Annotated in this window: 12 protein-coding genes; all 12 read right to left on the reverse strand. The window is 70.7% G+C overall.

Annotated features, from left to right (window positions below):
• Positions 1-2: 2 nt before the first annotated feature.
• On the reverse strand, positions 3-1,040 hold the full coding sequence (gene sbnA / locus ACTWNK_RS32890) for a 2,3-diaminopropionate biosynthesis protein SbnA (RefSeq protein ID WP_474308803.1): 1,038 nt from the start codon (positions 1,038-1,040) through the stop codon (positions 3-5).
• A gap of 67 nt (positions 1,041-1,107) precedes the next feature.
• Positions 1,108-2,940, reverse strand: coding sequence for an AMP-binding protein (locus tag ACTWNK_RS32895; RefSeq protein WP_474308804.1), 1,833 nt, complete (start codon positions 2,938-2,940; stop codon positions 1,108-1,110).
• 28 nt (positions 2,941-2,968) lie between these two features.
• On the reverse strand, positions 2,969-4,309 hold the full coding sequence (locus ACTWNK_RS32900) for a condensation domain-containing protein (protein ID WP_474308805.1): 1,341 nt from the start codon (positions 4,307-4,309) through the stop codon (positions 2,969-2,971).
• Entirely contained in the window at positions 4,309-4,548 is a 240-nt protein-coding gene (locus tag ACTWNK_RS32905; protein ID WP_474308806.1) for an acyl carrier protein, read from the reverse strand. Before ACTWNK_RS32905 ends, ACTWNK_RS32900 begins: the two co-directional genes overlap by 1 nt.
• The gene (locus tag ACTWNK_RS32910; protein WP_474308807.1) at positions 4,538-6,082 is read right to left on the reverse strand and encodes an acyl-CoA dehydrogenase; all 1,545 of its coding nucleotides are present in this window, start codon (positions 6,080-6,082) and stop codon (positions 4,538-4,540) included. Before ACTWNK_RS32910 ends, ACTWNK_RS32905 begins: the two co-directional genes overlap by 11 nt.
• A complete protein-coding gene (locus ACTWNK_RS32915; RefSeq protein ID WP_474308808.1) occupies positions 6,072-7,778 on the reverse strand; it encodes a fatty acyl-AMP ligase in 1,707 nt (568 codons plus the stop codon). The genes ACTWNK_RS32910 and ACTWNK_RS32915 overlap by 11 nt, the downstream gene beginning before the upstream one ends.
• Positions 7,779-7,808: 30 nt before the next feature.
• The gene (locus ACTWNK_RS32920; RefSeq protein ID WP_474308809.1) at positions 7,809-8,453 is read right to left on the reverse strand and encodes a DsbA family protein; all 645 of its coding nucleotides are present in this window, start codon (positions 8,451-8,453) and stop codon (positions 7,809-7,811) included.
• Positions 8,450-9,181 carry a 3-oxoacyl-[acyl-carrier-protein] reductase gene (gene fabG, locus ACTWNK_RS32925; protein WP_474308810.1) on the reverse strand — a complete coding sequence of 244 codons (732 nt, stop codon included), beginning with the start codon at positions 9,179-9,181 and terminating at the stop codon, positions 8,450-8,452. The genes ACTWNK_RS32920 and fabG overlap by 4 nt, the downstream gene beginning before the upstream one ends.
• A complete protein-coding gene (locus ACTWNK_RS32930) occupies positions 9,178-9,645 on the reverse strand; it encodes a 3-hydroxyacyl-ACP dehydratase FabZ family protein (RefSeq protein ID WP_474308811.1) in 468 nt (155 codons plus the stop codon). Before ACTWNK_RS32930 ends, fabG begins: the two co-directional genes overlap by 4 nt.
• Positions 9,642-9,965 carry a 3-hydroxyacyl-ACP dehydratase FabZ family protein gene (locus ACTWNK_RS32935; RefSeq protein WP_474308812.1) on the reverse strand — a complete coding sequence of 108 codons (324 nt, stop codon included), beginning with the start codon at positions 9,963-9,965 and terminating at the stop codon, positions 9,642-9,644. The genes ACTWNK_RS32930 and ACTWNK_RS32935 overlap by 4 nt, the downstream gene beginning before the upstream one ends.
• The gene (locus tag ACTWNK_RS32940; protein WP_474308813.1) at positions 9,962-10,222 is read right to left on the reverse strand and encodes an acyl carrier protein; all 261 of its coding nucleotides are present in this window, start codon (positions 10,220-10,222) and stop codon (positions 9,962-9,964) included. The genes ACTWNK_RS32935 and ACTWNK_RS32940 overlap by 4 nt, the downstream gene beginning before the upstream one ends.
• Entirely contained in the window at positions 10,219-11,574 is a 1,356-nt protein-coding gene (locus tag ACTWNK_RS32945) for an acetyl-CoA carboxylase biotin carboxylase subunit (protein ID WP_474308814.1), read from the reverse strand. The genes ACTWNK_RS32940 and ACTWNK_RS32945 overlap by 4 nt, the downstream gene beginning before the upstream one ends.
• Position 11,575: the final 1 nt, after the last annotated feature.

Genomic DNA, 11,575 nt, shown 5'->3' on the forward strand with positions numbered 1-11,575 from the left:
GGTCAGACCCCTTCCTTCCACAGGTGGGAGACCTCGCCGAACGTGCGGCGCACCCACGCGTCGGAGTAGATCGTGTCCAGGTAGCGGTCACCGCCGTCGGGGAAGAGCAGCACGCAGGTGGACCCCGGCTCGATCTCGTGCCGTACGGAGGTCAGGGCGGCGACGATCGCACCGGAGGAGCCTCCGGCGAGGATGGCCTCACGACCGGTCAGCCTGCGGCAGCCCACCACGCAGTCCAGGTCGGACACGTGGATCGCCCGGTCGGCGGCGTGCTCGCGGTACAGGGCCGGGCGGATCGCCGCGCCGTGGCCGGGCAGCAGCCGGGGAGCGGGCCGCTGCCCCTCGAAGATCATGCTGCCCTTGGCGTCGACTGCGGTGATCTTGGTGGTCAGCCCGTGCTCGGCGATGTAGTCGGCACAGCCGACCAGCGTTCCGCACGAGCTCACGGGGATGAACAGATGGTCGGGCCCGCGGCCGAGCTTCTGCACGATCTCGCGCATCGTCTGCAGGTGGGCGCGTGCGTTCAGGGGATTGCCGTACTGGTTGGGGTGGAAGGAGTTCGGGATGCTCTCCAGGAGCTCACGCACCCGCCTGATGCGGCGCGGCAGGTACTCGCCGGTCGCGGGATCGGGCGAGTCCACGACCTCGACCTCGGCCTGCAGGGCCCGCAGGATCGCCAGGTTCTGCTCGGTGGTCTTGGCGTCGACCACACAGACGAACCTGAGCCCGAAGTAACGGCAGATCTGCGCCATGCCGATGGCGAGATTGCCCGAGCTGGACTCGACCACCGTGGAGACACCGGGCTTGAGACGGCCTTCCTGAATGGCCTCGCTCAGCATGTTGAGCGCACTGCGGTCCTTGAGACTTCCGCCGGGATTAAATGACTCCAGCTTCGCGAACACCTGAAGGCCGGGAAAGAGGAGCTCTAGCTTGACGAGCGGCGTCCCGCCAATAGCCGAGAGAATTCCATTTGTCGTGGATACTGGCACAGGGCTGACTCCGTCCAGGAGATTATGCCGGTCCACAATCAGCACCAGCACGCCTACTATCCACTCCGGCGGCTATATCCCTCCTATATTCCGCCGCCCCTGAATAAGGCGCAAAGGGCTATGCCCAGTCCTGGACGTCCAGGGCGTTGGCCACGAGGAGTTCGCGTACGAGTTGCCTGTTGACGCCGCCGCCCGGCATGGTGGGCAGCTCGCCGGGCCGTACCAGCACCACGCCCACCCGCTGCAGGCCGAACCGCAGGGCGAGTTCGTCGCGGATGCCGCGCACCAGCCCGGCCCACTCCTCGCCGCTCGGCTGGGCGACGACGAGGATCTTCTCGTGCAGGTCGAGTGCGGGGAAGGCGGCGCAGGCCACGATGGAGCCGAGTTCGAGCAGGCTCTGCTCCACCCGGCCCAGGTGCAGCGGGCGGCCCTGGTGCAGGGTCACGTCCCTGGCCGTGCCGAGCACGTGGAGTTCGCCCTCGACCCTGGCGCCGAGCGTGCCGCTGCGGACGAAGCCCCTCTCCCCCGTCGCGGTGGCCCGGTCGAAGCGCTCGGCGCTCTGGGCCTCCTTGCGCCAGTAGCCGGCGGCGACGTGCGGTCCGCGCAGCCAGATCTCGCCGACGATGCCCTCGCCCACCTGGACGCCGGTGAACGGGTCGACGATCACCAGGCTTCGCGCGTCCGGCCTGCCGAGCCCGAGCAGGCGTTCGCCTTCGGCGCCGGGCGACAGGTGGTTCTTGTCCAGTGCGCGCATCTCGAACGTGGGCGCGCGCAGCGCCTCGCCGGGCGCGCCCAGCGAGACGATCATCGTCGCCTCGGCCAGGCAGTACACGGTACGCAGCACCTCGGCGCGCAGCCCCGCGGGACGCAGGAGCGCGGCGAAGTCCTCCAGCGTGTCCGGCCTGGCGGAGGGCAGGTCGGCCATCTCCACCACGAGCAGGTTGCGCAACGGCGACAGGTCAAGCGCCGCGCAGTCCTGCGGGTCGACCTCCTGGGTGCACCAGTCGTAGCCGAAGCTCGGCGCCACGCTGAACTCCACCCGATGCCGGTCGAAGAGCCGCAACCACGCGAACGGCTCGGCGCAGAACTCCTGCGGCGACAGCAGTACGGCGGTGCCCCCGGTCAGGAGCGGGACCAGCAGCAGCGTGAACAGGCCGAGCCCGTGATGCAGGGGCAGCCACCCGCCGACGGGCGTGCCGGGGCCGAGCTCGCACGCCTCGGCCAGGAAGGCGGCGTTGCTCAGCAGGTTGGCATGTGTCAGCGCGATGCCGACGGGCTCACCGGCCACGCCTCCGGTGTAGTGCAGCAGCGCCACGTCGTCGCCGCGGCGCAGGGGCTCGACCCAGTCGGAGGGGTCCTCGTGCACGACGCTGTCGGTGGCGACGCAGACGTAGGTGCCCAGGTCGTCGTGGGTCAGCCAGGCGTGGACGTCGTCGGCGTGCGCCGCGTCGGTCAGCAGCAGATGGGCGTCGGCGTCGAGCGCGATGCCGGTCAGGGTACTGAGATGGTGGTCGGCGTGCGTGGGCAGAGGCAGCGGCACGGGCACGACGTCGGCATAGAAGCACGCCAGCAGACATCGCACGAACTCGACGCCGGGCGGGTAGCACAGCAGCACCCGATCGCCCGGTTTGCACACGCTCTGCAGCCAGGCCGCGACCTCGCTCGCGGCCAAATGGAGATCAAGATATCCGATGCGCTTTTCTTCGTCGCCCGGAAATATCACCGCGTCGGATTGCGGTCTTTCCTTGACCTGCCGAAAAAACTCCCCGAAAAAAGATCCTTCCCCCACAAGGACTACCTCGCGCCTCCGTGATAATGCGGCCCCCGCCGCCAGAATGCGGCCCCCGCCGCTTCCACCCGAACAAGCGCCAGCATAACCTACACCCGAAGCGTCCTCTATTGAAATTAAGGGGAACAATGTTCTATTCGCGTCGGAATAGAACATCCACATTCGAACGTCAGGAGTAAATGAGCCTCACTCATGCCTCACCGAAGGCGAGCAATCTCGCGACTTCGCCCTTGTCTACCATGGACAGACCGCCCACCGTCAACTGCGGATCCGACTCGACGGCCCGGCGAAGCTGACCTGCGAAGATTTCCACCGTCGCCCGGTCGTACAGGTCGGCGTCGTACTTGAGCACGGCGGTGAAGAGCGTTCCGGCCCTGCGGACGTCCACCATCAGATCGAACTGGCCTTCCATCTGGGTGAGGTCGAGCACGGCGACCCGAAGGCCGCGATAGATCGTTTGCGCGCCCTCGACCGAGCCGTCGGCCGCCAGCGGCAACGGCGGGTCCATCGCGACCATTGACAGCAAATTCACAGCAAGCCGAAAGGGCGGCCCGCCGGACGGGGCCAAATCCTTGATGAGGGCCGAAGGAAACTCGGCATGCGCCATCGCCGCCACCAGTTCGCGATGGGCGGCGAGCGAGGCCTCCCCCAGCGTCACTCCCGGACGCAACCGGGCCCGGATCGGCACCGTGTTGGCGAAACAGCCGACGACCTCACGCGAGCGGGCGGCGAACCTGGTGCTGACCGGACAGCCGATGAGGAAGTCACCCGGCAGGCCGCGCCGGTGCAGCACGGCCTGCAGCCCGGCCACCACGACGGCGAACGGGGTCACCTCCAGCCGCCTGGCCCGCTCGACCAGCCGTTCGCCCGCCTCCTGCGACCACTCCACGCCGACCGTGGCGCCCCGGAAGGACGGCCTGGCCGGGCGCGTCCGGTCGGCCAGCAGGGTCGCGGGCTCGGCGCCCTCGCACACCCCGCGCCAATGCCGCTCCAGCCGCTGCCCGCGCGGCGAGGCCAGCAGGTCGCGCTCGTGCCGTACGTGGTCGTCGTAGGTGCGGGCGGGCGCCTGCCGGTCGGGGGCGTCCCGCTCGTAGGCGTGCAGCAGGTCGCGCAGGATCATCCACTGCGACATCGCGTCGCTGACGATGTGGTGCGCCGTCACCAGCAGCACCTCGGCCCCGGCCGCGCCACGCATCAGCGTGACCCGGAAGGCGCCCTTGCCCAGGTCGAAGGGCAGTGCGGCGAACTCGGCCGCCCTGGCCCGCAGGGCGTCCTCGTCCACCTCCCCCATGTCGACGACCGTGACCGGGAAGGGCCGGTCCGACAGCACCCGCCGTGGCTCGCCCTCGACCTCCTCGAAGACCGAGCGCAGCACCTCGTGCCTGGCCGTCACGGCCGTGACCGCCCGCCGCAGCCGCTCGGGATCCAGCGCGCCGTAGACCCGCAGCGCGACCGTGATCAGGTACGCGGCGCTCGCGGGCGCCAGCCGGTAGAGGAACCACAGGGCCTGCTGGCCGATGGACAACTCCATCAGCCGACCTTCGCGTGCAGATGGTCGGCCAGCAGGTTGACGGTCGGATGGTCCCACGCCACGGTGGCCTCGAAGACCAGCCCGAACTCGTCCTCGATGTCGCCGCTGAGGCTCATCGCGAAGATCGAGTCCAGGCCGATCTCGACGAACTTGAGGTCCGGGTCGATCTCCTCGGGCGTGCGCTCGACATAGAACGCGACCCGCTCGCGCAGCCAATGGCGGATGTGCTCAACAGGCATGGTCGGTGACTCCTCGCAGAAAGGACGGGGCACTGCGGTGCCGCTCACGGTCGAACAGCAGGTCGGTGGCCTCGTCCGGACGGTCGAACACCCTGGCCAGGCAGGCCCGCAGCCACAGGTCGTCCAGGTCGTTGCCGGCATGCACCCGCGCGACCGCGGCGGCCGCGTACAGCCGGGTGTAGCTCCTGGCCAGGTCGAACACCTCCGAAGGCACCTCACGGCCGCGTGGCCGCCACTCGGCCATACGCCGGTGCAGCCGATCGGCCCGCCTGCGCAGGTCGTGCGGGGCGGCCGGGTCCGCGGCCAGGTCCTGGACCAGGCTGCAGCCGTCACGGGCCGCCAGGCTGAGCCGCCTGGGGTCCAGCGGCGGGAGCGGACGCCCGAGCTCGGTCGCCGCGGCCAGGCCCTCGTGGTCGACCCGGCCGCCTCGGTAACCCCTGACCAGGGCGGGGAACTGGTTGATCAGCGTGCTGAGGTTGACCCAGGTGTTGCCGTCGAAGACGCCCACGATGGAGTGGTCGCGCCAGATCTTCTGGAAGGCGCCCTCCACCAGCAGGGCACGCGCCCCCATGACCTTGGCCAGGCGCTGGACGGCCCGGTCGATCAGCGTGGGCACGTAGTACTTCACGACGGCCGAGATGAGGCTCTGCTCGCCGGTGAGCGAGTGGACGGCCCGGGTCGAGACCAGGGTGACGGCCTCGGCGACCAGGAGGTCGACATGGGAGTCGGCCAGGGCACGCTTGGCATGGGGCAGGTCGGCCAGCGGCCTGCCGTACATCCGGTGGTTGTCGGCGAAGTCGCGGGTGATGCGCAGGGCGTGCTCGCCCATGCCCAGGGACATGCCGCCGCAGAGGGTACGGGTGATCTGCAGGCTCTTCAGCAGGATCTCCAGGCCCGCGCCCGGCTCCCCGATCATGGTGTCGGCGGCGACGACGGCTCCGGTGAAACGGATGCCGCTGATGTCGGCGCCGCGCACGCCGTGGGTTGCCACCTTCGGCAGGCACCGGAAGGTGTGCGCGGGCAGGCCGTGCTTGTCGACCATGAACAGGCTGAAGCCGCGCGCGTCGCCCTTGGGCCCGGTCCTGGCGAGCACGCAGAGCAGGTCGGCGCGGGTGGCATTGTTGATCAGCCACTTCTCCCCGTCGAGACGGTAGCCACCCGGCACCGGCACGGCGGTGACGTCCCCGGCCAGCACGTCGCTGCCGTGGTCGCGTTCGGTCAGGGCCAGTGAGACCACCTCGCCGCGGAACACCCTGGCCTCAAGGGCCGCCACCTGGGCGGGCGTGCCGCCGACCCAGGTCGCCACCGCGCCCAGGTAGGTCTTGCAGTGCGCGAGCGCCACGGTGAAGTCGCGGCCCGCCAGCGCCCGGATGAGGGCCAGCAGCCGCTCGGCCGGCTCCCCCGGCAGGTAGAGCCGCTCGACGCCGGATGCGGTCAGGGCGGCGCAGATGTCGTCGGGGAACTCCTCACGCGCGTCCAGATCGAGGCAGTGCCCGACGGTCAGCTCCGGCGGTAGCTCCAGGTCAGGCGTCATGGTCGCTCCGGCAGTGCGCGATCATCCTCGGGGACAGCCCTTCGTGATGGACGGTGAGGCCGCCTGAGACGAACAACCGCCTGGTGGCCTGCCTCCGGATCTTGCCGCTGGTCGTCCTGCGGATCTCGCCCGGCCGGACCAGGCACACATTCGCCGCGCCCAGCCCGAACCCGGCGCTCAGCCGCGACCTGATCTCCTCCACCAGCGACTCAGGCGAGGACAGCACCCGCGACCTGACCTCCTGGACCACCACGACCTCCTCGCGCGGCATGCCGACGGAGAACACGCACGACGGCAGGTTCTCCAGCGCCGGGTGCGCGCCGCTCAGGGCGCGCTCCAGGTCGTGCGGGTAGAGGTTGCGGCCGTTGACGATGAGCAGGTCCTTGATCCGCCCGGTGATGTAGAGCTCACCGGCCAGCAGCGCGCCGAGATCGCCCGTGCGCAGGAAGCCGTCCTCGCCGTCGGCGCCGGTGCCGCCGAACGTCCGCGCGGACTCCTCCGGCTTGCGCCAGTAGCCCATGGCCAGGCCGCGGCCCCGGACCCAGATCTCGCCGACCTGGCGCTCCGGCAGCGTCCGCCCGGTGTCCGGGTCCACGATGCGGACCTCCAGCGCCCCGGGGCGGCCGCATCCCACCAGCGCCCTGCCCTGCGGGCTCGGCACGAGCGTGTCCTGCTCCAGGGCCGCCGGGTCCACGGTGGTCACGACCGGCGCGAGGCCGGGCGCGGTGCCCGAGATGAACAGCGTCGCCTCGGCCATGCCGTACCCGGCCGTGAGCGACTCCGGCTTGAGACCGGCGCTTGCGAACCTGTCGGCGAAGCGGGTCAGGGTGGCGGCGTCGATCGGCTCGGCGCCGTTGCAGACGTGCCGCCAGCAGGACAGGTCGAGGCCGTGCAGCTGCTGCTCGGTGACCCGGCGTTCGCACAGGTCGTAGGCGAAGTTCGGCGCGGCGCTCACCTCGGCGCGGTGGTCGGCGATGAGGCTCAGCCACCGCCAGGGATGGCGCAGGAAGTCGGTCGGCGACATCAGCGCGGCCGAACCGCCGAGGAAGAGCGGCAGCAGCAGCATCGCCACCAGCCCCATGTCGTGATGGAAGGGCAGCCAGCTGCAGAACCGCGCGCCCTCGCGCAGGTCCAGCAGCTCGGTGCCGACCCTGAGGTTGTCCACCAGGTTGTGGTGGCCGACCATCACGCCCTTCGCGTCGCTGGTCGAGCCCGAGGTGTACTGCAGGAACGCCAGCGAGCCCGGCTCGGGGACGAAGGCGCGCGGCAGCGGCCCGCCGTACTGCGGGGCGAGGATCTCCAGGCCGGGCGAGCCGTCGGCGAGTCCTTCGGCGACCACCTCGACGAGTGAGGCGGAGGTGAGCACCAGGGCGGGCTCGGCGTCGGCGGCCACCGCGCGGACGCGTTCGCGGTGCTGCGGCGAGGCGTCGGGCACGGGCGCGGGCACGGCCACGACCCCGGCGGCCAGGCAACCGAGGAAGACCTCGACGAACTCCAGGCCCGAGGGGAAGCACAGCAGCACCCGCGCGCCCGGCTCGACGCGCCCGGCCAGCCAGCCACCGACCCGGCGCGCCGCCAGGTCGAGCTCGCGATAGGTGAGCGCACGCTCGCCCTCCCTGCCGCGGAACAGGACCGCGCAGGCGTCGGGGCGTTCGCCCGCATGACGGCTCAGAGTGGTCATGAAGGACGTGCTCATGAAGTCCATGGGGTGGTTCACCTGCTCCCTTCAGCCGCAGCCACCGGCGTGGTCTTCCGGTCGGTATCGGTACGGCGCCGGCACGGCCGCCGAGTCGGCGAAGGCCTCCAGCCGGTCCAGGCCCCAGAAGCGCTCACGCCGGTTGACGAAGAACGGCACGCCGAACACGCCGTCCCGATCGGCCGAGCGCAGCGCGTCGATGCCGCGCTCGCGCAGCTTCGGGTCGTCGGGCGCCGCGGCCAGCGCGGCCTCGTCGAGCCCGAGCGAACGGCCGAGCTCGGCCACCACACGCGGGTCGCAGATGTCTGCGCCCCGCTGCCAGCGCAGGTCGGAGGCGCCCCTGACGAACTCCTGGCCGACGCCGTTGTCGGCGGCGACCAGGTAGGCCAGATGCGGCACCTCCCAGCGGGGTTCGCGGTCCAGCGGCCAGCGCGGCTCCAGGCCACGCGCCCTGGCCAGCCGCCGCACGTCCTGAAGGATGTACAGGTGCTTGGCCTTGGACATGGCCGTGTAGCCGAAACGGCCTCCGGCCTCCTCCAGGGCGCGAAGGGTGGCCTCCTCCGGATCCCAGTACGGCACCCACTCCACCGCGTCCGCCAGGGCGGGATGCACATTCGCCAGGTCGTGCAGGGCCAGCCAGGAGTAGGGGCTGCGCAGGTTGAAGTAGAACCTCACAGCGCCATCCCTCCGTCGATGCGCAGGACCTGGCCGGTGATGTAGGCGGCGCGCTCGGAGGCGAGGAAGGCGACCAGCTCGGCGACCTCGTGCGCGGCGCCGAAGCGGCCGAGCGAGATGCGCTTGCGCATCTGGTCGCCGATCTTGCCGGTCAGGCCCGCGGTCATGTCGGTCTCGATGAAGCCGGGCGCGACCACGTTCGCGGTGATGCCGTAGCGCCCGACCTCCTTGGCCAGCGCCTGCGTGTAGCCGATGATCCCGGCCTTGGAGGCGGAGTAGTTGGTCTGCCCGGCGTTGCCCGCCACACCCGCGACCGACGACAGCGTGACGACACGACCGGCGCCGCGTTTGATCATGGCGAAGACGACCGCGCGCACGACGTTGTGGGTGCCGCCCAGATTGACGTCGAGCACCTGGTCCCAGTCGTCGTCCGACAGCAGGGCCAGCGGCCTGTCCCGGGTGATCCCGGCGGAGGTGACCACCGTGTGCACCGGGCCGAGCTCGCTCTCCACGTCGGCCGCGAAGGCACGCACCTGGGCGCGGTCGGTGACGTCCACCTTCCTGATCATGGAGCGCACGCCGTGCTCGGCGATCTCCTTGGCCGCGGCCTCGGCGGCCTCGGTGTTGGACTGGTAGCACAGGGCCACGTCGAGGCCGTCGCGGGCCAGGGCGCGGGCGACCTCGCGCCCGATGCCCCGGGAGCCGCCGGTGACCAGGGCGACCGTCATGTCAGCACTCCGATCGGGCGTGTGGTGGCGACGAGTGTGCCCATCTCCTGGACGAGTTCCGAGCCGACCAGCGACTCGCCCTCCATGACGGCGTTCTCGCCGACCTGGCGGACCAGCCTGACCCGGTGCTCGATGACCTGGCCGGGCAGCACGGGACGGTGGAAGCGCACGTTGCGCATGCCGCCGCCCAGCACCACGTCGCCGGTCAGCACGTCGGGGTTGGGCCTGTCCCACAACGCCAGCAGGACCGCGGCCTGCGCCCACGACTCCAGCAGCAGCGAGCGGGGGTAGTGGTAGGCCTCGGGGCCCTCCTGCTCGCCGATGCGCGCGTAGCAGGGCTCGCTGCCCGTCACCGCCTTCAGTGCGACCAGGCTCTCGCCCGGACTGACCGTGAGGACCCCGTCGAGCAGGAGGATCGGGTGGCGGTGCGGGATGATCTTCTTGATGCTCTCGATACCGATCATGTCGACTTCCGGTAGCTCATCTGGACCCGGGCGGCCTCGCCGCGTTCGGTGCTCACCACGGCGGAGTAGGCGTCCCCTTCGGCGACCCGTACGGTCAGGGTGTCGCCGGGAAGCACCGGCCGCAGGAAGCGGGCGCTGACGATCCCGGTCAGGACCAGGTCCGAGGCGTGCGCCGCCCGGATCGCCTGGTCGGCCAGGTCCAGCACGCCCACGCCGGGGAAGACGGGGAAGCCCGGGTAGTGCCCGCCGAGCACCGGCTCCGCCGGGTCGACGTGCACACGGCCGTCGCTGAAGGTGTTCAGCGCGAGGAGGGCGCTCACTGGCCGGCCTTGCCTTCGAGCAGGCCGCACAGCAGCTGGTAGGTGCTGTTGAGCGAGGTGATCCCGGTGAGATCGGTGTCGTCGATCTTGATCTGGTAGCGCTTCTCCAGGGTCACCGCGATCTCCAGCGCCATCAGCGAGTCGACGTCCAGGTCCTTGACGAAGTGCGCGTCGTCGGTGACCTCGGCGACGTCGACGTCCAGCGTCGTCGCGACCACCATCCGCAGATCGTCCTTGTCCAGCAGGGAGACGGTCATCTCGTGTTCCTTTCGCTCGTGCGCAACGTGTCGACGATGTCGAGCCGGTAGGTGCCGGCCCGGAAGCCGGGGTCGGCCAGCAGGGTCCGGTGGAAGTCGGCATTGGTCACGACGCCCTCGCAGCGGAACTCCCGCAACGCCCGTTCCATCCGCCGCAGGGCGACGTCCCGGGTGGGTCCGGTCGCGATGATCTTCGCGAGCAGCGAGTCGTAGAACGGCGGCACCTGGTAGCCCTCGTACAGGTGGGAGTCCACGCGGATCCCCGGGCCTCCCGGCAGCCGCAGCCCGTGCACCCGCCCGGTGCAGCCCGCCCAGTCGCGTGTCGCGTCCTCGGCGTTGATCCTGACCTCGACGGCATGCCGGTCCGGGTCGGGGGCGGACTGTCCGAAGGGGAGCTGCTCGCCCCCGGCGATCCTGATCATCCACTCGACCAGGTCGATCCCGGTGCGTTCCTCGGTGACCGGGTGCTCCACCTGAAGGCGGGTGTTCATCTCCAGGAAGTACGGCTCGCCGTCGTCGGACACCAGGAACTCCATGGTCCCGGCGCTGACGTACCCCACCGACGTCGCGCCCCGCACCGCGGCCTCGCGCAGCCCGGCCCTGAGCTCGTCGGGCAGCGAGGGCGCGGGCGACTCCTCGGCCAGCTTCTGGTGCCTGCGCTGCACGGTGCAGTCGCGCTCGCCCAGGTCGACGACGTTGCCGAAGGAGTCGGCCAGGATCTGCACCTCGATGTGCCTGCCGCGCGGCACGTACCTCTCCAGGTACATGCGGTCGTCGCGGAACAGCGTGCGCGCGGCCGCCCTGGTCTCCTCCCAGGTCCTGGCCAGCTCGCCGGGGTCGTGGACGACCGCCATGCCACGGCCGCCGCCTCCCGCGACGGCCTTGAGGATCAGCGGGTAGCCGATGCGCCCGGCCGTCTCGCGCGCCTCGTGCACACTGTCGACGGGCCCGTCGGAGCCGGGCAGCACGGGCACGCCGCAGGCGCGCATCGCGGCCCTGGCGTCCAGCTTGTTGCCCATGAGCGCGATGAGCTTGGGCGTGGGCCCGACGAACGTCACCCCGACCTCGGCACACGCCGTGGCGAACAGCGGCTCCTCCGACAGGAACCCGTACCCGGGATGCACCGCGTCCGCCTCGCCCAACGCACAGGCGTACAGCAGGGACGGGATGTCGTTGTAGCTGCGCCGCGCGGGCGAGGGCCCGATGTGCACCGCCCGGTCGGCCAGCTGTACGGCCAGGCTGTCGCGATCGGCCGACGAGTAGGCGGCGACGCTCTCGATGCCGAGCTCGTGGCAGGTGCGGATGATACGGACCGCGATCTCGCCGCGGTTGGCTACCAGCAGACGCTTCATC

The organism is Nonomuraea sp. IBHARD001 (assembly GCF_056106265.1).